The sequence below is a fragment of the Streptomyces sp. DI166 genome (assembly GCF_900091315.1).
GTDB classification, from domain to species: Bacteria; Actinomycetota; Actinomycetes; order Streptomycetales; family Streptomycetaceae; genus Streptomyces; species Streptomyces fuscus.
In genome coordinates, this window is sequence record NZ_FLSP01000002.1 from 131821 (window position 1) to 153964 (window position 22144).

The 22144-nt window shown below is 74.5% G+C and carries 9 protein-coding genes and 1 pseudogene; 9 read left to right on the top strand and 1 reads right to left on the bottom strand.

Going from position 1 to position 22144, the window contains the following annotated elements; genetic code table 11:
* Positions 1–132: 132 nt before the first annotated feature.
* The 5 genes and pseudogenes from GA0115233_RS01760 to GA0115233_RS01780 form a co-directional block, all read left to right on the top strand.
* A complete protein-coding gene (locus GA0115233_RS01760) occupies positions 133–1752 on the top strand; it encodes a TIGR02677 family protein (protein WP_255310020.1) in 1620 nt (539 codons plus the stop codon).
* Complete coding sequence (locus tag GA0115233_RS01765) at positions 1749–2987, top strand: TIGR02678 family protein (RefSeq protein ID WP_093718224.1); 1239 nt, start codon at positions 1749–1751, stop codon at positions 2985–2987. Before GA0115233_RS01760 ends, GA0115233_RS01765 begins: the two co-directional genes overlap by 4 nt.
* Positions 2984–7087 (top strand): TIGR02680 family protein, encoded by a 4104-nt coding sequence (locus GA0115233_RS01770; RefSeq protein WP_093718225.1) that lies wholly within the window; start codon positions 2984–2986, stop codon positions 7085–7087. Before GA0115233_RS01765 ends, GA0115233_RS01770 begins: the two co-directional genes overlap by 4 nt.
* Positions 7078–8331 (top strand): TIGR02679 family protein, encoded by a 1254-nt coding sequence (locus tag GA0115233_RS01775; RefSeq protein WP_255310021.1) that lies wholly within the window; start codon positions 7078–7080, stop codon positions 8329–8331. The genes GA0115233_RS01770 and GA0115233_RS01775 overlap by 10 nt, the downstream gene beginning before the upstream one ends.
* Positions 8316–8647 (top strand): annotated as a pseudogene (locus tag GA0115233_RS01780) (zinc ribbon domain-containing protein); the annotation flags it as partial. The gene GA0115233_RS01775 and the pseudogene GA0115233_RS01780, both read left to right, overlap by 16 nt.
* 19 nt (positions 8648–8666) lie before the next feature.
* Here the strand turns inward: GA0115233_RS01780 and GA0115233_RS01785 are convergent.
* Positions 8667–8891, bottom strand: coding sequence for a TetR/AcrR family transcriptional regulator (locus GA0115233_RS01785; protein ID WP_093718226.1), 225 nt, complete (start codon positions 8889–8891; stop codon positions 8667–8669).
* 279 nt (positions 8892–9170) lie between these two features.
* Here GA0115233_RS01785 and GA0115233_RS01790 point away from each other — a divergent pair, with 279 nt between their 5' ends.
* From GA0115233_RS01790 to GA0115233_RS01800, 4 genes are all read left to right on the top strand, one after another.
* The gene (locus tag GA0115233_RS01790; RefSeq protein WP_218063394.1) at positions 9171–9905 is read left to right on the top strand and encodes a pyridoxal-phosphate dependent enzyme; all 735 of its coding nucleotides are present in this window, start codon (positions 9171–9173) and stop codon (positions 9903–9905) included.
* 10 nt (positions 9906–9915) lie between these two features.
* Entirely contained in the window at positions 9916–10227 is a 312-nt protein-coding gene (locus GA0115233_RS41430) for a hypothetical protein (RefSeq protein ID WP_218063395.1), read from the top strand.
* Between the two features lie 246 nt (positions 10228–10473).
* On the top strand, positions 10474–11751 hold the full coding sequence (locus tag GA0115233_RS01795; RefSeq protein ID WP_093718227.1) for an MFS transporter: 1278 nt from the start codon (positions 10474–10476) through the stop codon (positions 11749–11751).
* On the top strand, positions 11711–22144 hold the full coding sequence (locus GA0115233_RS01800; RefSeq protein ID WP_093718228.1) for a hybrid non-ribosomal peptide synthetase/type I polyketide synthase: 10434 nt from the start codon (positions 11711–11713) through the stop codon (positions 22142–22144). Before GA0115233_RS01795 ends, GA0115233_RS01800 begins: the two co-directional genes overlap by 41 nt.

The following is a 22144-nucleotide window of genomic DNA, read 5'->3' on the forward strand; positions in this document are numbered from 1 at the left end:
ATATATCAATATATCTGGTTGAGTATGCCTGGGTGGGGGCTTGTTCCGAGTCGTCTGCGCATCGGGGGCCCAGCGCAAGGATCTGGCCGGGATTGCCGCTGGGGAGGTCTCATCGGGAAGAATGCCAGGACGATGACGTCACGCCCTGCGGAACCGGACCGCATCCGCCCCGACGAGGCCGCCGCATCCGCGGATTCACCCGCGGAGACCTCGTACGCCCCCTTCGCCCACCTCACCGCACCCAACACCGCCCTCTACCGCCAGGTGATGCGCGTCTTCCTGGCGGCCAAGGAGCGGTTCGCGGTGCATCTGCGGCCCGAGGACGTCCACGCCGCGCTGCCGCCGGAGCACCGCCCCGCCGCCCCGGACGCCGTGGTCAAGGCGCTGGACAGCCTCGTCGGGTGGGGCAATCTGCGGGCGGACCCGGACACCTCCCGGGTCACCGCGGTCGAGGACTTCTACCGCAGACGCTTCATCTACCAGCTCACCCAGGCCGGCGAGGCCGCCGAACAGGCGCTGTCCGTGTACGACGAGGCGCTGGGGCGGCGCGGCGCGCTGCAGGCGGTGGCGCTGCACGACATCGTCACGCAGCTGCGCGCCCTGCTCGTGATCGCCGCCGAGCACGAGGAAGGCGAACCGGATCCGGCCAAGGCCCACCTGGCGCTGTCCACGCTGACGAACCGGTTCGAGGCGCTGGCGGAGAACGCGCGGGCCTTCATGGGGTCGCTGCAGCGCACCATCGACCTGCACGGCGTCGAGGTCGAGGTGTTCCTCGCCTACAAGGACCGGCTGATCCAGTACCTGGAGCGGTTCATCCAGGACCTGATCACCCTCGGCGGGCGGATCGCCCGGCTCATCGGCGAACTGGAGGAGCAGGGACGGGTCGGTGTGCTGCTTCGGCTGGCGGCGGCGCGGGAGGCGGCCGACGCCGCCCCGGACGAGGCCGAGAGTGCCGAGGCGCGGGCGCAGGCGCGGTGGGCGGCGAAGTGGGCGGGCCTGTCCGCCTGGTTCGTGTCCGCCGACGGCCGCGAGTCCCAGGCCCGGCTGCTGCGCGGACGGGCCCTGGGGGCGATCCCGCAGCTCCTGGCCGTCGTACGGCAGTTGAACGAGCGACGGGCGGGGCGTTCGGACCGGTCGGCGGACTTCCGCACCCTGGCCCGCTGGTTCGCCGAGGCCCCCGACGCCGAGGCGCGGCACCGGCTGTGGCGCGCCGTGTTCGGTCTGTACCCGGCCCGGCATCTCACCGTCGACGCCGACACCCTCGCCGACCGCGCGGCCCGCCCGGTGGCCGCCTCCACCCCGTGGGCCGAGGCCGAGCCGCTGCGGATCAGCCCGCAGCTGCGCCGCACCGGCAGCTACGAGCGGCGCGGCAAACCCCGCAGGGTGCAGGACCGCTCCGAACAGCGGCGCCGGCTGGCGGAGATCGCCGCCAAGCAGACGGAGGAGATCGCCGCGGCCCGCGCCCGGCTCGCGACGGACGGCACCACCCGGCTGTCCGCGCTGGGCGAGCTCGACCCCATGGCCTTCGGCCTGTTCCTCCGGCTGCTCGGCGACGCCCTGGCCACGTGGCGGCCCGGCATGACGACGACCGTCACCACCAGCAACGACGGCACGATGGAGATCCGGCTCACCGCGCTCGACGACGGTACGACGGCCGCGATCCGCACGCCGGGCGGGGTGTTCCGCGGCCCCGACCACCTCGTCGAGATCACCGACCTGACCGCGGGCATCCCCGCACGGGAGGCGCGATGACCACACCCCTGGGTGAGGTCCTGGACAGTCGGCGCACCGCCGAGCTCCAGAAGGCCGCACGTGCCCTGCTCAAGGAGCCGCTGCTGCTCGCGCACGGCCCGGACGCCGACGCGTACCGCCTGGTCAGGCAGTACGAAGGCGAGCTGCGCGACTGGTTCGACCGCAACACCGGCTGGTCGCTGCGGGTGGACGCGGAGGTCGCCCGGCTGCGCAAGACACCTGGCACCCTCGCCGACGCCACCCACCCGGCCCGCGAGGTGTCCCGCGCCGGTGCGCCGTTCACCCGCCGCCGCTATGTGCTGCTGTGCCTGGCGCTCGCCGTACTGGAGCGCGGGGAGGCACAGATCGCGCTCGGCCGTCTCGCCGAACAGGTGGTGCTGGAGGCCGCCGACCCGCACCTGGGCGCGGCAGGGATCACGTTCACCCTGGAGCGGCGCGACGAGCGCCTGGACCTGGCCGCCGTCGTACGGCTGCTGCTGCGCCACGGCGTGCTGCGGAGAGTCGCCGGGGACGAGGACGCCTACGTCAGCGGGACCGGCGATGTGCTCTACGACGTCCAGCGCCGCGTCTTGGCCGGACTGCTCGCCGCCCGCCACGGCCCCTCCACGATCACGGCCGACACCTTCGAGGAACGGCTTGACCGGCTCACCGCGGAGAGCGCCCTGGACAGCGACGAGCTGCGGTTCCGGGCGATCCGCCAGAAGCTCACCCGCCGCCTCCTGGACGACCCGGTGCTGTACTACGACGAGCTGACCGACGAGGAACTCGCCTACCTGACCCGCCAGCGCGCCTTCCTCACCGCCCGCGTCGGCGAACTGACCGGCCTGGTGGCGGAGGTACGCGCCGAGGGCATCGCCATGGTCGACCCCCACGACGACCTGACCGACGTACGGATGCCCGAGCAGGGCACCCACGGGCACGTCACCCTCCTGCTCGCCGAGCACCTCGCGGCGGCGGGCGGCGAGGTGAGCCGCGCGGAGCTGGAGCACCGGGTGCGGGAACTGGCCGCCGAGCACGGCGGGTTCTGGTCCAAGAGCGCCAAGCAGCCCGGCGCGGAAGGGGAGCTGGTCGAGCAGGCGCTGGCCAAGCTGACCGCGCTCGCCCTGGTCACCCGCACGCCCGGTGGCGTGGCTCCGCTGCCCGCGCTCGCCCGGTACGCGGTCGGCGAGACCGTCGTCATGGAACCGGGAGTCCGCAGTCCCCGCACCTCCCGACGAAAGGCACCACAGCCGTGACCGCCCTGCCCCAGCCCGCCCCCGGCCGCTGGCGACCACTGCGCATCGGCCTGGTCGACCTCTTCTACTACGACACCGAGGAGTTCTGGTTCCGCGACGGCCGGCTGCTGCTGCGCGGCAACAACGGCACCGGCAAGTCCAAGGTCCTCGCCCTCACCCTCCCGTTCCTGCTGGACGGCGACCTGTCCGCGCGCCGCGTGGAGCCGGACGCCGACCCGAACAAGCGCATGGAGTGGAACCTGCTGCTCGGCGGGGAGCACCCGCACCCCGAACGGCTCGGCTACACCTGGATCGAGTTCGGCCGCGTCGACGCCGACACCGGGCAGGCATGCTTCCGCACGCTCGCCTGCGGGCTGAAGGCGGTGGCGGGCCGCGGCATCGCCCGTCACTGGTACGCCGTCACCGACCAGCGCATCGGCGAGGAGCTGAGCCTGCTGGACGCCACCGGCACCGCGCTGTCCCGGGACCGGCTCGCGGACGCGGTCGCCGGCCGCGGCATGGTGTACGACACGGCGACGGCGTACCGCAGGGCGGTCGACGAGGCGCTGTTCGGCCTCGGCGAGCGACGCTACGCCGCCCTGGCCGACCTGCTGATCCAGTTGCGCCAGCCGCAGCTGTCGAAACGGCCCAACGAGAGCGCGCTGTCCCGGGCGCTGACCGAAGCCCTGCCGCCGATGGACCAGGCGGTGGTCGCGGACGTGGCCGAGGCGTTCCGGTCCCTGGACGAGGAGAAGGAGGAGCTGCGGGCCGCCGCCGAGGCGGAGCGGGCCGCCTCCGCGTTCCTGGACCACTACCGCCGCTACGCCCGCGTCGCGACAAGGCGCAGGGCCCGGCTGCCCCGCAGCGAGCACGCCCGCTACGAGCAGCTGCACCGCGACCTGGCCCAGGCCCGTGCCGAGCGGGAGGACGCCGAGCGGGACCGGGCCGAGGCCGCCGAGCGGATCGCCGAGCTGGAGGAGACCGCCACCCGTCTGAAGGCGCAGGAGGCGGCCCTGCGCGAGGGCCCCGAGATGCGCAGCGCCCGGGAGCTGGAGCAGGCGGCGGCCGACGCCAGGCGTACCGCCGGGGAGCTGGCCCGCGCCGAGGCCGACCGGGATGAGGCGGCCCAGGCGCACACCCGGGCGCTCGGCCGTCTGGAGACGGCCCGTCGACGCCTCGACGCGGCCGAGGAGCGGGTCGCCGACACGCTCGACCGCGAGCGGGAGGCGGCAGCCGCGGCCCGGCTCGACGGCGAGCTGCGCACCGACGGCGTTCCGGAGAGTGAACTGCGGCGTACGGCCGAGGAGTCCGTGGCGCGCAGGCGTCGCACCGTCGAGCACGTGGAGGAGCTGGCGGCCCGCGCCGACGAGGCCGCCGCCGAACGGCGGGCCGCCGCCCGCCGTCTGGACGAGGCCGAGAGCGAGGTCGGCCACACCGCGGGGCGACAGGCCGAGGCGGAGGGGCGGGCCGCCGAGACGGGCCGGGACCTCGTGGCCCGCGTCCGCGCGCATCTGGACGCCTGCGAGGAACTGGCCGTCGCCGATCCGGCCGGGCTGCTGGACGGGCTCCAGGACTGGGTGACGCACTGTCAAGGGCCGTACCCCGCAAGGGAACACGCGGCTCATGCTCATCGCGAACGGGCGGCGCGTCTGGCCGACCGTACGGCCGCCCTCGGGCAGGAACTCGCCGGGCTCCGGGCCCGGTCCGCCGAGGCCGAGCGGGAACTGGCCGAGCTGGAGGCGGGCGGCCAGCGCGGCCCCACGGCACCGCACACCCGGACGCCCGGCGTCCGCGACCGGGCGCCGGGGGCACCGCTGTGGCGGCTGGTCGACTTCCGCGAGCAGGTTCCGGCCGCCGAACGCGCGGGCCTGGAGGCCGCGTTGGAGGCCTCGGGCCTGCTGGACGCCTGGGTGCGCCCGGACGGCACTGCCGTGCACGCGGACGGGCACGACGTTCTGCTGTCGCCGGGTGCTCCCCTGTCCGGGCCGACGCTCGCCGACGTGCTGCGGCCCGCCGTCGACCACGGCGACGCGCGGTCCCTGGCCGTGGGCGAGGACACCGTCTCCCGGCTGCTGGCGGCCGTGGGTCTCGGCTCCGGCGGCTCCGGTGACACCTGGGTGGCGGTCGACGGCCGCTTCCGCGTCGGCGCGCTGACCGGCAGCTGGTCGAAACCGGCGGCCGTGTACGTCGGTGAGGGCGCCCGTGAGGAGGCGCGCCGGGCACGGATGGCCGCCCTGCGCGACGAACTCGGCGCCCTGGCAGGCGAGATGGACCGGCTCGACGCCGAGCGCGCCGACGTGGACGGGCGCCGCACCACCCTCGACACCGAGCTGGCCGCCCTTCCCGACGACGCGGCCCTGCGGCACGCGCACGCGCTGGCCGCCGCCGCTGCCGACGCCGCCCACCGTGCCCGTGCCCGCCGTGACGAACGCTCGGCCGAACTGGCGGCCGTGTCCCGGCGGGAAGCCGAGGCCGCCACCGAACTCGCCGAGACCGCGGCGGCGGTGAACCTGCCCGCCGACCGGGCGGGGCTGGCCGCCGTCCGCCAGGCTCTGGCCGAGTACACGGCCGTCCTCGCCGCCCTCTGGCCGGCCCTGCGTGAGCGAACCGAAGCGGGCCGCGCCCTGGCCGACGAACATACCGAGACCGGGCGGGTGGGCACTCGGGTGGCCGAACTGTCCCTGCGCGCCGAGGAATCGGCGCGTCTCGCCGCCGCGGCAGACGAACGTCACACCACCCTGCGTTCCACCGTCGGCGCCGCCGTCGCGGAGCTTCAGCGGCGCCTCGCCGAGACCGCCGACGCGCTGGCCGCCTGCGAGGGCGACCAGCGGCGGGCCCGCGAGGACCACACGGCCGCCGACCGGCGCGCGCACCGTGCCCAGGGGCACATCGAACGCCTGGAGGTGGACGTACGGGAGGCGACCGCGGCCCGCGCCGAGGCCATCGCCGCGCTCCAGCGTTTCGCGGCCACCGGTCTGCTGGCCGTCGCCCTGCCCGAGGCCGCCGTACCCCCGCTCGACGCCGGGCCGTGGGCCGCCACCCCGGCCGTCGCCCTCGCCCGATCCATCGAGGCCGAACTGTCCGGCACCGACGATTCCGACGGCGCATGGGAGCGGGTGCAGAAGCGGCTCAGCGAGGAGTACAAGAAGCTCCAGGACGCCCTCTCCCGCGGCGGCCACAGCGCCTCGGCCCGGATGGCCGAGGAGGGCATGGTCGTCGAGATCGTCTACCAGGGCCGCGAGCGGGCCGTCCCCGAGCTCGCCGAGGCCCTCGCCGCGGAGGTCGCCGAGCTGACCCGCATCCTGTCCGCGCACGAACGCGAGATCCTCGAAACCCACCTCCTCACCGAGGTCGCCGGCACCCTTCAGGAGCTGATCGGCGCCGCCGAGCGACAGGTGCGGGCCATGAACGACGAGCTTGAGGAGCGGCCCACCTCCACCGGCATGAGGCTGCGCCTGGTCTGGCGCCCCTCGCGCAAGGCTCCGGCCGGGCTCGCCCAGGCCCGCGAGCGGCTGCGCCAGTCCGCCGACGCCTGGACGCCCGAGGACCGGGCCGCGGTCGGCGAGTTCCTGCAGGCCGAGATCGTCCGCCGGCAGGCCGACGACACCGCGGGCAGCTGGCTGGAGGTGCTCACCGCGGCCCTCGACTACCGCGCCTGGCACGAGTTCGGCATCGAACGCCACCAGCACGGCAAGTGGGTTCCGGCCACCGGGCCCGCCTCCGGCGGCGAACGCGTTCTGGCCGTGAGCGTGCCGCTGTTCGCGGCGGCCTCCTCGCACTACGCCACGGCCGGTCGGCACGCCCCGCGCCTGGTCACCCTGGACGAGGCCTTCGCCGGCGTCGACGACGACTCCCGCGCCAAGTGCCTGGGCCTGCTGCACGCCTTCGACCTGGACGTGGTGATGACCAGCGAACGCGAATGGGCCTGCTACCCGCAGGTCCCCGGCATCGCGATCGCCCAGCTCTCCCGCGTCGACGAGATCCCGGCGGTCCTGGTCACCCGATGGGAGTGGGACGGGGGCGAACGGGTGAAGGGCACGGAGCCCGGCCATGGGCTCGTGTCCCTCCCGGCGCAGACCACCGCCTCCACCGCTGAGGGCGAGGACGCCCTGTGGCCGTGAACGACGGGCAGCCCCCGGCGCTCGTCGACCGCGACCGCCTGGCCCGCCTGCTCGGCGGCCCGGACCTCGCCTGGCTGGTCGACCGCGTACGCCGCCGCATGGCACGGGAGGAGCCCCTGACCGGACCGGTCACCCTGGCCGACCCCACCCCCGCGCAGCGCGCCGCCGCCGAACGGCTGCTGGGCCGTGCCCCCGGCGCAGGACGGGGGATGAGCGTTCGCCTTGAGGCCGTGGACTCCGTCCTGCGCCGCTCCGGCGTCAGCCCCGACGGCCTGGGCGCCGCCGTCACCGCCCTCACAGGACCCGTCACCCGGCTGGCCGACCAACGCGAGCGGGAGGAGCGCGCCTGGCGGGAGGCGTACACGCCGCTCGATGAACTCGTCCGCACGCACAGGCCCCGACTGGACGACTGGGCGAAGAGGGTCGTCGCGGAGGGCCTCGTGCGCCGGCTCGCCCGCACCCCGCAGGTGGCGAAGAGCCTGCTGGACAACACCGTCCAGGCCCTGCGTCGGCTGCCGGCCGATCCCGCGGTGTCCCTGCCCGTCTTCTCAGGCGCCACCTTCGGTGACGCTCACGCCCTCGACGACGGCACTCCGCTCGCCACCCTCGTCCTGTCCGGCGTCCGCGCGCTCACCGGCTTCCCGGACGGCAGCGGAGCCGAGTGGCGGCGCGAGGCCTGGGCCTCGGCCGGGCTCCTCAAGGACGCCCTGTCCGCCACGGTCCTGACCCTGGGCCTGCGCGGCACCCCCGCCCTCGACTGGTCGGCCGACGAGGGCGAACCCGCGGTCCTGACGCTACGGCAGCTCACCCGGCACCCACCGCGCACGGCACCCGCCGTCGTCCGCGTCTGCGAGAACCCAGCCGTCCTGGCCACCGCGGCCGACACCCTGGGCGCCGCCTGCCCACCGCTGGTCTGCCTCCAGGGTCAGCCCTCGGCCGCCGCCCTCACCCTGCTGCGCCACCTGCACGCCCAGGGGACCACGCTGCGCTATCACGGCGACTTCGACTGGGGCGGACTGCGCATCGCCTCCGCCCTGCTGCGCCGTGTCCCCTGGCATCCCTGGCGCTACACGGCCGCCGACTACCGCGCTGCCGTCGCCGCCACCCCCTTGGCCCCGCCCCTGACCGGCACGCCGACCACCGCCGCGTGGGCCCCGGACCTGCCCGCCGCCCTCACCGAACTCGGCGTGCGCATCGAGGAGGAGACGGTACTTGACGACCTGCTGGCCGACCTCGGCCGGTGAGCGCCACCATGGCCCGCAAGGCGGCGGACGCCGCGATCGGCGCCACCAGGACGGCCCTGATCGAGATGGGCCGCAGCACGGGCGGGATGTCCGCCTCGTGCACCCCGCGCACACCACCATGGACTGCGCGTCGTGCGGAGCGAGAACCAAGCACGCACTTCCTCTTTCGGAACGTACCTGCACCTGCACCGCGTGCGGAACCGTGTCCCCCAGGGACAAGAACTCCGCGCGCGTGATGCTGGTCCGGGCTGGTCTCATCCCGGCTGGTGTTGAGGGCGCAAGACCTTCGGGGACGCTGCTTCCGGAGGCAGCCTGAGCCAGGAATCCCCCGCGCTTCAAGCGGGGGAGGATGTCAAATGCCAGTACAGGGACATGTGACCGGCGCCGAGCGCCGCGGCCACCCGGTGCATCGACAGGGCCTGCAGGCCCTCGGCGCCCAGGAGTTCGACCGCGGTGCGCACGATACGGTCCCGGCTCAGCCCCGGCGGGTCGGGCCGCCGTACCGGGGGCGTCAGCCACACGCTCGCGGTCTTCGCCGTGCCCCGCTCGCGATCGGCCACGCCCGGCCCCTCCTCGGCATCGGTCCGGCGCCCTGCTCCGGATCTGCTCGATGGCCTGTCATCGTACGGCCGAGCGCGGTGCCGACCGGGCAGCGCGGTGGGCAGGGACTCCTCGGCGCCGTCCGGCAGGGCGGCACGATTGAGTCGTACAGTGGACGAGAGGGTCTGCGTGCGGGTTCCGGCCAACCTGGGAAGGCCGTCCGTGACGGCCTGTCGCTACGAGACGGGGAGACGCATCACGTGGCACGGGGGATCAGGGACGAGAGGGACCGTGCCTGGGTGAAGCGGGCGATCGAACGGCTGGAGACCGACCGGGCCGCCGAACCGCCCACCCCGCTGCGGGAGTTCCCGCTGGCCGGGCCGCCCGGTACGGCGCTGTATCTGAAGGACGAGTCGCGGCGGCCGACGGGCAGTCTGAAGCACGGGCCCGCGCGTGATCTCCTCCTCGGCGCCCTGAGGGCGGGTCAGATCGGCCCGGACACACTCCTGTTCGAGGCGACCAGCGGCAACATGGCCGTCGCGCAGGCCTACTTCGCGCGGATGCTGGGGCTGTCGTACACCGCCGTCGTGCCGGGGAGGACCGGGGCGGCCAAACGCCGGCGGATCGAGGAGCAGGGCGGGCGGTGTCATCCCTTCGACCCGCCGCTCGCCGTCTACGGCAAGGCGCGCGCGCTCGCCGAGGAGTCCGGGGGGTACTGCCTGGACCATCTGGAGCGGGTGGGGGACGCCGTCGACTGGCGGGGGCCGCAGAGTCTCGGTGCGCAGATCCTGGCGGATCTGGAGAAGGCGGGGGAGTCCGCGCCGGTGTGGGTCGTGGTGGGGGTGGGGAGCGGGGCCACCTCGGCGGCGGTGGGCAGGCATCTGCGGATGCGGGGGTGGGACCCGGGTGGCCGTGGTCGATCCCGAGCACTCCGCGTACTTTCCCGGCTGGGCCGCGGATTTTCCCGGGTACACCACGGGGATGCCGTCGCGGATCGAGGGGATCGGGCGGCCGCGGATGGAGCCTGCCTTTGATCCGTCCGTCGTGGATCTCGTGATTCCGGTGCCGGATGTGGCGAGTGTGGCGGCGATGCGGCATCTGCACGCGGTGACCGGGGTGATGGCGGGGCCGTCGTCGGGGAGTTGTCTGTGGGGGGCGTTCTCTGTGCTCGATCGGATGCGGCGGGAAGGGGAGCGGGGGGCGGTGGTGATGGTGGTGGGGGATGTGGGGGAGACGTATCGGGACAGTTATTACGACGACTCCTGGGTGGTGGGGAAGGGGTGGCGGGTGGAGGGGCCGCTGTCTGACATGGAGCGGTTTACGGCTACGGGGGCGTGGGGGGTTTCGGGGGGCTGACGGTGCCGACTGGAGCCGGGCCGGGGATTTTCGGGACGGATTCGCGTATGTGCGGCTCTTCGCGCGAAAGGCTGCTTTCCGCAGTGCTCACGATTTCCCCGTCTCGCGTTTCGCTTCCTCTTTTCCTGCCGCTGCGTCGACAATGCAGATCACCACGATGACCTGCACAAACGTCGCACTCATACGGAACTCAAGGTTCCGTCGGGCCGGGGGTCTGCCCTCCGGATCGGCCGATATGCTCGGTCGATGCTCAGGTTTCGGCTCCTGGTGACCTCATATGCCGTATCCGCGTACGGCAATTACCTCAATCTCATCGCATTGAGCCTTTTCTCCTACGAGGTCACGGGTACCGCCTTCGGAATCGGGGCCGTGATGGCGGTGCGGTTGGTCGCGGGTGTCGTGGCCGGACCCGTGGCTCCCGTGGTCGGGGCGCGTATCGGGCGGCGGGCCGTGATGATCGGGGCCGATGCCGCGCAGGCCGTCGCGATGGCCGGGCTCGCCGTCGGCGGGGAGGGGACCCCGCTGTGGGCGCTCGGGTGCGCCGTGCTGGTGCTCGGGGCCGGGAACACCTTCTTCGGCGTCGCCCTGCGCAGTGCCGTTCCGGTCATGGTCGGGCAGGAGGGGCGGGCACACGCCAACGGGCTTTTGGTCACCGCCCGTTCGCTCGCCACGGTGCTCGGGTTCGCCTCCGCCGCCCCCGTCATCGCCCACGGCGGTTACGGCACCGCCTTCGCCGTCAACGCCGCGAGCTTCGTGGTGTCCGGGGCCGCCGTGCTGGTGCTGCGGCCGCGTACCGAGGAGGACGCCCCGGCGCCCGCCGAGCCCGCCGCGTCCGCTCCTTCCCTGCCCTGGTCCGGTGTGCCCGCGCTGCTGCTCGGGCTGGTCGCGCTGCGCGGGACCGACGCGCTGGCCTCCTCCTCGCACAACGTCGCCCTGCCCGTCGTCGCCGAACTCGCCGAGGCCCACAACCCCGCGCTCTACATGAGCCGCTTCTGGGCCGCCTGGGCGGTCGGCACCGTCCTCGCCCACCAGGTGCTCAAGCGCGGCGGCAGGGCCCGGGGAGAGCGGGCCTTCGCGCTCGGCACCTGCGCCATGTCGTGCGCCTTCGTCCTCGCCTTCACCGGGCTGCCCGCCGTCGCGCTCGTGGTGGCCGCCGCCGCGGCCGGGTTCGCCGACGGCTGGACGGAGATCGTGTACACCTCGCGCCTCCAGGCCGCCGCCGACCGCGAGCGCGGACGCCTCTTCGGGCTGTCCGCCACCGCCGAACAGGGCGGCTTCGCCCTGGGCACCGTCCTCGCCGCCGCGGCCCTGGAGTCGTTGTCCCCGCTGACCGTCGTCGCCCTCTTCCACGGGGCCGCCGTCTGCGGGGCCCTGGCCCTGCTGTTCACCACCCGCCCGAGCCGTGTCGACCGGAAGACCACCGGACGGCGATACACGGGTGAGCGACCGATGTCCGAGAAGCCGAGTGAGGGAGAGGCAACGCATGGAACGCGTACGGGGGACGGCCGTCTGCCGGGGGCCTGAGCCGGAGTACGACGACCGCGACCCACGGGACGCGGTCGCGGCGCTGCTGCGGGCGGCGCGCGAGGACACGGGGGCCGGGGTCGTGTGCGTGGGCGAGGACGGGGCATCCATCCGGATCGGCTACCCCGAACTCCTCCTGCGCGCCAGCCGGGTGCTCGGCGGGCTGCGCGAGCGCGGGGTCGGCAGGGGCGAGCGCGTCGTGCTGTGCGGGCTGCCGCTCGCCGAATTCTTCCCCGCCTTCTGGGGATGCGTCCTCGGCGGAATCCACCCCGTCGCCATCGCCGACCCGCCCGCCCCGGGCTCACCCGCGCGCGAACGCCTCGCGCACGCCCGCGCGTTGCTCCGCGACCCGCTCGTCCTGACCGACCCGGCCGCCGGAGTCGAGGGGCCGCGTGTGACGGACGTACCCACCTGCCTCGCAGCCGCGCCCGCGCACGACCGCACCGAACCCGTCGGTTCCGACGTCGCCCTGCTGATGCTCTCCTCCGGCAGCACCGGCGCGCCCAAGGCCGCCCGGCTCACGCACGCCGGGCTGGCCGACTTCGCCGCGAGCAGCCGCCGCATCCTGGCCGTGCGGCCCGAGGACACCCTGGTCAACTGGCTGCCGTTGGACCACAGCGGGGCGTTCCTGCTCTACCACCTGCTCGCCGTGTTCACCGGCTCCACCAACGTCCACGCGCCCACCGAGCACGTCCTCGCCGACCCGCCGCGCTGGCTCGACCTCGTCCACGAGCACCGGGCCGCGCACTCCTGGGCGCCGACCTTCGCGTACCGGCTGGTCGCCGACGCGCTCAAGGAACAAGGGGAGCGTCGGGCTTGGGACTTGAGCTGTCTGAAGTCCCTCGTCTGCGGGGGCGAGCAGATCACGCTGGCCGTCATGCGCGACTTCCTCGCCGCCACCGGGGACTTCGGCGTCCGCGAGGGGCACATCGTCCCGGCGTGGGGCATGGCCGAGACCGTCACCGGGGTGACCTACGGCCGTCTCGACCGGCCCGGGACCGTGCACCGGCTCCGCAAGAGCAGCCTCGGCGGCGACCTCGTACGCGCCGACGACACCACGCCCGAGGACGAGACCGTCACCTTCGTCGCGGCCGGGGCACCCGCGCACGGCGTCACCCTGCGCATCGTCGACGACCACGGCGACCTCGCCCCCGACGGGCGCATCGGCCGCCTCCAGGTCGCCTCGGCCGCCCGGCTGACCCCCGGCTACGTCGACAACCCCGAGGCGGACGCCGCCGCCTACCCCGCCGGACGGGACTGGCTGGACACCGGCGACCTGGCCTTCCTCGACGCCGGGCAGGTCGTCGTCACCGGCCGCCGCAAGGACCTGATCATCCTCAATGGCCACAACGTGTACGCCCACGAGGTGGAGGAGGCCGCCGCCGATGTCCCCGGAGTGCGGCAGGGCGAGGTCGCGGCCTGCGGCATCCCGCGACCGGAGCGCGGCACGGAGGAGCTGGCGGTGTTCTTCGTCAGCCGGGGCAGCGAGGAGGACCTGCGCATCGGGCGGGAGCTGCGGGCGGCCCTGTACGGGCGGCTGCGGCTCACCGCCGCGCATGTGGTGCCCGTCCCGGCGGAGGACTTCCCGAGGACGCCCGCGGGGAAGGTACGCCGGGCGGAGCTACGGGACCGGTTCCTCGCGGGGCGGGCTGACGCGGACGGCGTCGTGCGGGTGGTGGGGGAGGAAGTCGCCGTGCTCGCGGGGCGGCCCGGCGCGGACGCTGTCGTACGGGTGGTGGGGGAGGACCTGCCTGTCCTCGCGGGGCGGGCTGACGCGGACGGCGTCGCGCGGGTGGTGGGGGAGGAACTGCCCGTCCTCGCAAGGCGGCCCGACACGGCCTCCGTCGCCCGGGCGGTCGGGGAGGAACTCGCCGCCCTCCTCGGCCGGCCGGCCGACGCGCACACCCCGTTCTACGAGCTCGGGCTGACCTCCGTCCTCGTCGTGCGGCTGCGCGTCCGGCTGGAGGAGCGGCTCGGCATACGGGTGCCGCAGACCGCCTTCTTCGAGCATCCGACGGCCGCCGCGCTCGCCGCCCGCCTCGCCGCGGCGCCGGGCACGCACGGCACGACGCGTGCCGAAGCGCCTGCCGCGTCCGGTGCCGGGGACCGCCGTATCGCCGTCGTCGGTATGGCGCTGCGGTTCCCCGGCGCGGACACCGTGGACGGGTTCTGGGCCAATCTGCGCGACGGCGTCGACAGCGTGCGGGTGTTCGGGGAGATCGGGCCCGAGCGGGTACCGGTCGCCGGGGTCCTGGACGGCGTCGAGGACTTCGACGCCGAGTTCTTCGGGCTCAGCCCCAAGGAGGCCCGGCTCACCCACCCCGCGCACCGGCTGTTCCTGGAGTGCTGCCACCGGGCCCTGGAGGACGGGGGATACGCGGCGCCCCACCCCGGCACCAGGATCGGCGTGTTCGCCGGATCGGGCATGCAGCTCTACGGCCACCAGACCGGCACCGGGACGACGGCCCCGGCGGACCCGGACCCCGCGACCGGCATGCAGAGCGCCATCGGTCGGCAACCCGACTTCCTCGCCACCCGGGTCGCGCACCGGCTCGGCCTGACCGGACCGGCGATCGGGGTGCAGACCGCCTGCTCCACCTCCCTGGTCGCCGTCCATCTCGCGGTACAGGCCCTGCTCAACGACGAGACCGAGCTGGCGCTCGCCGGGGCCGCCGCCGTGCATCTGCCGCAGGAGAGCGGCTACCGCACCCACCCGGGCTCCGTCCTGTCGCCCACCGGGCGCTGCCGCGCCTTCGACGCGGACGCCGACGGGACGGTCGGCGGCAACGGCGTCGCCGCAGTCCTGCTCAAGCGCCTCGACCGGGCCCTCGCCGACGGCGACACGGTGCACGCCGTCATCCTCGGCTCCGCCGTCAACAACGACGGCGCGGACAAGGTCGGCTTCACCGCACCCGGCGTCACCGGACAGGTGGAGGTCGTACGGCAGGCCCTGCGCCGCGCCGACGTGCCCGCCGGGACGATCTCCTACGTCGAGGCCCACGGCACCGGCACCCGGCTCGGCGACCCCGTGGAGTTCGAGGCGCTCGGCCGCGCCCTGGGCGAGGGCACCACGCGCACGGGCTTCTGCGCCGTCGGCTCGGTCAAGCCGAACATCGGGCACCTGGACAGTTGCGCGGGCATGGCGGGGCTGATCAAGACGGTGCTGATGCTTCGGCACCGCACGCTCGTGCCGACTCTTCATCTGCGTCGCCCCAACCCCGAACTGCGGCTCGACGACAGCCCGTTGACCCTCGCCACCGAACTGCGGCCCTGGTCCGCCCCCGACGGCACACCCCGCCGGGCGGGCGTCAGCGCCCTCGGCGTCGGCGGCACCAACGCGCACATCGTGCTGGAGGAGGCGCCGGTGCGGGTGCCCGCTCCCGACCGTGAACTCCCCGTCCTGGTACCGGTGTCGGCCACCGACGAGAAGTCCCTCGGCGCATACACCGACTCCCTCGCCGAACACCTGAGCCGCCAACCCGACCTCCCTGCCACCGACATCGCCACCACCTTCGCCCTCGGCCGCCCGCACCGCGCCTTCCGGACCACGGCCGTTGGCCGTACGGCGCGGGAGCTGGCCCAATCACTGACCGAACGGGCGCCGCAGCGAGGTGAGTTGGGGCCGGTCGCGTTCGCCTTCGCCGGGCAGGGCAGCGCGCGCCGGGGCATGGCTAGCGGGCTGTACGCCGCGCATCCCGCCGCCCGGCGGATCCTCGAACAGTGCCCCGACGACGTACTGACCCTCCTGCTGGAGGAGACGGGCGACGACGGACCCTGGCCCACCGACACGGCGCAGACCGCCCTCTTCGCCCACCAGGTCGCCCTCGCCGAGGTGTGGCGGGCGGCCGGGGTGCGGCCCGCGCTGCTCCTCGGGCACAGCGTGGGCGAGTACGCGGCGCTGTGCGTGGCCGGGGCGATCGGTTTCGAGGACGGCTTACGGCTCACCGCCCTGCGCGGGGAGCTGATGCAGCGCCTCGCCCCCGCGGGCGGCATGCTCGCGGTGCGGGCCGGTCGGGCGGAGGCCGAGCGGGTGGCACGGGCCGCCGGGGCGGAACTGGCCGCCGTGAACGGGCCGCGCTCCCAGGTGATCTCGGGGGTACCAGAGGCGCTGGAGGAAGCGGCACGGCTGCTGGACGCGGAGGGACTGCGGTGGCGGGCCCTGTCGGTGGACCGGGCCTTCCACTCCGCCGCGATGGAGGAGGCGCTCGGGGAATTCCGGTCCTACGCGGAACATGCGACGTACCGGCCGTCGCGCACTCCGCTGGTCACCGCCGCGGACGGGGAGCTGCGGCCCGAGGGCTGGAGCGTCGACGCCGCGTACCTCCTGAGGCAGGCCCGGCGGCCCGTCCGCTTCGACCTCGCCATGGCCGCCGCCGTGGACGCCGGGCATCTGGACTTCGTCGAGATCGGCGCTGGGGACACCCTCACCGGGCTGGGGCTGCACTGCGCGCCCGGCAGCCGCTGGCTGAGCGGGCAGGGCGCGGGCACCGGAGCCGTGGCCCAGGCCGGCGGGGTGCTGGCGGGGCTGGGCGCGGCGTACGAGCGGGGCGCCGAGCTGGACTGGCGGGCCCTCGGGGCGGGCGAGGGCGGGCGGGTGCCGTTGCCGGGGCATCCGTTGCGGGCGAGCCGGATCGCGGGGCCCGCGGTCGTCGCCGAGCCGACCGGGGGCGTTCTCGACGGGATACGGGAGCTGGCGGCCGAGGCGCTCGGTGCCGAGACCGGTGACATCGGGCCGGACCGTTCCTTCTTCGAGCTGGGCGCCGACTCCCTGGCGCTCATGGGGATGACGGCGCGGCTGGAGCGGCGGTACGGGGTGCGGGTGCCGGTGCGGGAACTGTTCGACTCGGCCGATACGCCGAGGAAGCTGGCGGAGCGGTTGGGGGGTGGTGTCCAGGCCGCCCAGGAAACCGCGCCGCCAGAAGCAGCGCCGCCCTCCGACCCGCGCGACCTCTTCGGGCGGCAACTGGAGCTGGCCCGGCACACCGCCGACCAGGTCACCGCCCTCATCAACCGCCAACTGGACCTGCTGTCCGCGCCCCGGACCCCCGAGCCGGTCGAACAGCCGGCACCCCAACCCCCCTTCACCCCCACCACCGGCGTCGACTTCAGCCTGTACTTCTTCGGCGACTATCCCGAGGACACCGCCCACGACAAGTACGGCCTCATCATGGACGCCGCCGAGTTCGCGGATCGGCAGGGCTTTCACGGGCTGTGGTTCCCCGAGCGGCACTTCAACTCCTTCGGTGCCCTGTTCCCCAACCCGTCCGTCCTCGCCGCCGCGCTCGCCGCGCGGACCAGCAGGATCCGGCTGAACGCCGGTTCGGTGGTGCTGCCGCTGCACCATCCGGTGCGGGTCGCCGAGGAGTGGTCGGTCGTCGACAACATCTCCGGCGGCCGGGCGGGCCTGTGCGTGGCGAGCGGCTGGCACGCCGCCGACTTCGCGCTCGCACCGGAGAACTTCGGTCGCCACCGCGAGGTGATGTATGAACGGCTGGAGACCGTACGGCAGTTGTGGTCGGGCCGGCCGGTCCCGGTGACCGCGGGTGACGGCACCCCCATCGACGTACGCCTGCACCCGCGCCCGATCCAGGACGAACTGCCCCTGTACGCGGCCGTGGTGGGCAACGCGGACAGCTATCGCAGGGCCGCCGCCGAGGGGCTCGGGGTGGTCACCAACCTGATGACACAGACCGTCGAGCAGCTCGCGGAGAACATCGCCCTCTACCGGCGCACCCGCGCCGAGCACGGTCTGGACCCGGCGGCGGGCCGGGTCGTGGTGCTGGTGCACACCTACCTCGACGAGGACGCCGAGCGGGCGCGCGCGATGGCCTACCGGCCCTTCGTGTCGTACCTGCGCTCCTCGCTCGCCCTGTTCGACCAGGTGACCAACAGTCTCGGCCTCGACATCGACCTGGCCGACACCCCCGAGGAGGACGTGGAGTTCCTGCTCGGCCGGGCCTATGCGCGCTACTGCGACTCCCGCGCCCTGATCGGCGACGAGCGCGGGGCCGCCGAGGTGGTGGAGCGGCTGGTCGCGGCGGGCGCGGACGAGATCGCCTGCTTCGTGGACTTCGGGGTGCCGAGGGAGCGGGTGCTGGCCGCGCTGCCGGTGCTGGACCGTCTGCGGCGCCGGGAGTTCCCGCTCGCGCGGCCCGCCGTGACCGCGCCGCCGCGCCGTACGCCCCTGTCGCCCGCCCAGCGCCGGATCTGGTTCCTGGAACGGCTGCACCCGGGCACCCCCATGTACGTCGAGCCGAAGGCGATCCGCCTCGAAGGATCCGTCGACGTGCCCGCCCTGCGCCGGGCGCTGCGGCGGGTCGCGGACCGCCATCCCGCGCTGCGCACGGTGTTCGGGGAGACGGACGGCGTGCCCTACCAGGAGGTCCGCCCCCGGGTGGTCCTGGACTGCCCGGTCGACGACCACAGCGGCGCGAGCGAGCAGGAGGCGCTGCGGGCCGCCCTCGCCGCCCACGCGCGGGGCGGAATGGACCTCCGCGAGGGCCCCCTCGTCACCGCCCGTCTGCTGAAGCTGTCCGACGACCGGCACCTGCTCTTCCTCCTCGCCCACCACATCGTCTTCGACTCCTCCTCCACGGCCGTCCTCGCCCGCGACCTCGCCGCCCACTACCGGGGCGAGGAGCCCCCGCCGCTCCCTCCGCCGCCCGCACCCGACCGCCCCGACCCGGCCGAACGCGCCGCCTCCCTGGACTTCTGGCGCCGTGCACTCGCCGACGCCCCCGACCTCACGCTCCCCACCGACCGCCCCCGCCCGCCCGTCCGCACCGGCGCGGGCGCGAGCCTGACGCACTCCCTGGACGCCGGACTCGTCCACCGGCTGCGCGCCTTCGCCGCCGGACACCGGGCCACCCTCTTCATGGCCCTGACCGGTGCCATCGGCGCGGTCCTCGGCCGGTTCGGCGGCCAGTCCGAGGTGGTGCTCGGCACCGCCGTCACCGCCCGCCCGCCGGGCGCCGAGGACCAGGTCGGCCTCTACCTCGACACCGTCCCGCTCCGCGTCGACCTCGGCGGCGAACCGGACTTCCCGACCCTGCTGCGCCGGGTCCGCGACGGCAGCACGACGGCGTACGAGCACCGGAGCATCCCCTTCGACGAACTCGTCGGCGCGCTCAACCCGCACCGCGACCCGGGCCGCAACCCGCTCTTCCAGGTCATGGTCGAGTACGAGAACGAGGGCGCCGTCGACTTCGACCCGCCCCGGCTCACCGCCACCCTGCTCGACGTGCCCAGCGAGCGCGCCCCGTTCGACCTCAGTGTGTACCTCACCCACCACGCGGCCGGACTGCGCTTCATGGTCGAGTACGACACGGCGCTCTTCGACGAGCCGACCGTGCGGCGGCTGGTGGACCACGTCGAGCAGGTGCTGCGCCGGGCCCTGGACACTCCGGCCGGCCGGCTCGCCGACCTCACCGCGCCCGACCCGGCCGTCCTCGCCCGGCTCGGCCGCCTCGACGAGCCCGCACCGCCCACCGGCGACACCCTGCACGGACTGGTCGAGGGCCGGGAACCGAGCGCGGTCGCCCTGGTCATGGGCGAACGCCGGGTCACCTACGGCGAGTTGGACGCCTCCGCCAACCGGCTCGCCCATCTCCTGCGCGAGCGCGGCGCTGGGCGCGGGAAGCGGGTGGCGGTACTGCTGCCGCGCGGACCGGAGCTGATCGCGGCGCTGCTCGGGGTGCTGAGGAGCGGCGCCGCCTATCTGCCCCTCGACCCGGCCACCCCCACCCCCCGCCTGGCCGCCCTGCTGACCGACGCCGATCCCGTCCTGCTGCTGACCACTCGGGAACTGGCCGCCGGACCTCCCGGTGTCGCCACGCACTACGTCGAGGACACCGACCCCGCCCTGCCCACCGACCCGCCCGCCGTCGACGTACGTCCCGAGGACCCGGCGTACTGCATCTACACCTCGGGCTCCACCGGCCGCCCCAAGGCGGTCGTCGTCCCGCACCGGGGCCCCGCGAACCTGGTCCGCGCCCATCTCGCCGCCCACCCGCCGCTGCGCACCCTCCAGTGGACCTCGCCGAGCTTCGACGTGAGCGTGCAGGAGATCTTCACGACGCTGGCCTCCGGCGCGGAACTGGTGCTGATCGACGACGTGTCGCGGTACGACCCGGCCGCCGTCGCCGGGCTGGCGCGGCGTCACGAGGTGCAGCGGATCTTCATGCCGAGCACCCCGCTCAGGTACCTGATGGAGACCGGACCGAGCCTGCCCGCGCTGCGCGAACTGTTCTCGGCCGGTGAGGCGCTGCACCTCACCGACGCCTTCCGCCGTTTCCTCGCCGGGCACCCCGAGTGCGCGCTCCACAACCAGTACGGTCCGACCGAGACCTCGGTCATCGTCACCTCCCACCGCGTCGACCCCGGGGGCGAGGCAATGCCGCCCATCGGTACTCCGGTCCCGGGCGCCCGCATCGAGCTGCGGGACGCGGCCGGGCGGGCCGTGCCCGTGGGTGCCGTCGGGGAGATCCACGTGGGCGGAGTCCCCGTCGCCCTCGGGTATCTCCACCGCCCCGAGGAGACCGAGAAGGCCTTCGTGGACGGCGGCACGCTCTACCGCACCGGGGACCTGGCGCGCTGGCGGAGCGACGGCACGCTCCAGTACTGCGGGCGGGCCGACGACCAGGTCAAGATCCGTGGGTACCGGGTCGAACCGGCCGAGGTGCGGGCGCTGGTGGCGGCGCTGCCCGGGGTGCGGGACGCGGCGGTCGTACCGCGTCGGGACCGGCACGGGGAGAGCGAACTGGTCGCCTATGTCGTGGCGGACGATCCGGGCGCGCTACGGGCCGCAGTCGCCGCACAGGTGCCCGAGCATCTGGTGCCCGGGCGGTGGGTGGATCTGGAGCGGCTGCCGGTGAACGCCGCCGGAAAGCTGGACCGGGCCCGGCTGCCCGACCCCGCCCCTGTGGAGACCGGGCCGCCGGAGGCCGCGCCCGGCACCCCGCTGGAGAAGGCGCTGCACGAGCTCTGGTGCGACGAGCTGGGGGTGCGGCGGGTGCCGGTGGACCGGCCGTTCTTCGAACTGGGCGGGCACTCGCTCGGTGCCATCCGGCTGCTGCACCGGATGGCGGAGGAGCTGGACGTCGAGGTGACGATGGCCGACTTCTTCCGGACGCCGACGATCCGGGGCATCGCCGGGCGGGCCGCCGACGGGCGGGTGACCGCGACCGTGCCGCTGACCTCGTCCCTGCGCCGGCTGTGGCGTCGGCACCACGAGCGCACCGACCCGTCCGTCTACAACATCGCCCATCGCATCGACCTGGACGGCGAGTTGGACGTCGGGCGGCTGCGCGGCGCGCTGGCCGCGCTGGTGCGACGGCACGACGCCCTGCGCGCCCGGTGCACCGAGCAGGTGATGGAGGTACTGGCCGAGGTGCCGGTCGACGTGCCGGTGGACGAGGGTGTCGTCGACGTCGGCCGGTGGTGCGAGCAGCACGCGCGGGTACCGTTCGCGCTCGACCGGGCCCCGTTGTTCCGCTTCCGCCTGGCGCGGACGGGGGAGGAGAGGTGGATTCTGCTGACGGTCTTCCATCACGCGGTGTGCGACGGCTGGTCGCTGGGGATCGTCCGGCAGGAACTCGCGGAGCTGTACGCGGGTGTCGAACCGGCCGCCGTGACCACCCAGTTCACGGACCTGGCCCGCGCCGAGCAGGCCCTCTCACCCACCCGCAGGGCCGAGCTTGAGCGCTACTGGCGGACCGAACTCGACAGCGTCCCACTGCGGTTGCCGCTGCCCTACGACCATCCACGGCCGCCCGCCCTCTCCGGCCGGGGCGCGCTGCACTCCTGGACCGTCGGCGGACCGGTACCGGAGCGGATCGCGGCGACGGCCGCCCGGCTGGGAGTGACGCCCTACGCCGTGCTGGCCTCGGCGTTCGCACGGTGGGCGGGACGGCTGTGCGGGGACCTGGACGACGTGGTGCTGGCGGCGTCCAGCGCCAACCGGACCCGGCGGGAGCGGGCCGGGACGGTCGGGGTGCTCGGGGACGCCGTACTCGTGCGGGCGCGGCTGTCCCGGGCCGGGGACTTCGGGGCGCTGGTCACCCAGGTCGCCGAGTCCCTGTTCACGGCCCTGGACCAGCAGGAACTGCCACTGACCGAGGTGGTGGAACTGGTAGAGCCGGGGACGGGACTGTTCCCGACGGTGCTGTTCACCGTGGTCACGACCCCGCCGCCGACGCTGGAACTGGCCGGCCTGCGGAGCCGGGTGACGCCGCTGGCGGTGCCGGGGGTGGCGCGCAACGAGCTGTACGTCGTGCTGGTGCCCGGGGAGGAGGGCATCGAGATCACGTTCGAGTACTCGACCGACCTGTTCACGGCCAAGACCGTCGAGCGGTGGGCGCGCGACTTCACGGCCGTGCTGGAGGAGCTGCCGTAG

Excerpts from the sequence above, each read along its gene's own strand:
- GA0115233_RS01765 (WP_093718224.1), top strand. The coding sequence starts at position 1,749 with ATGACCACACCCCTGGGTGAGGTCCTGGACAGTCGGCGCACCGCCGAG.
- GA0115233_RS01800 (WP_093718228.1), top strand. The coding sequence starts at position 11,711 with ATGGAACGCGTACGGGGGACGGCCGTCTGCCGGGGGCCTGAGCCGGAG.
- GA0115233_RS01795 (WP_093718227.1), top strand. The coding sequence starts at position 10,474 with ATGCTCAGGTTTCGGCTCCTGGTGACCTCATATGCCGTATCCGCGTAC.
- GA0115233_RS01760 (WP_255310020.1), top strand. The coding sequence starts at position 133 with ATGACGTCACGCCCTGCGGAACCGGACCGCATCCGCCCCGACGAGGCC.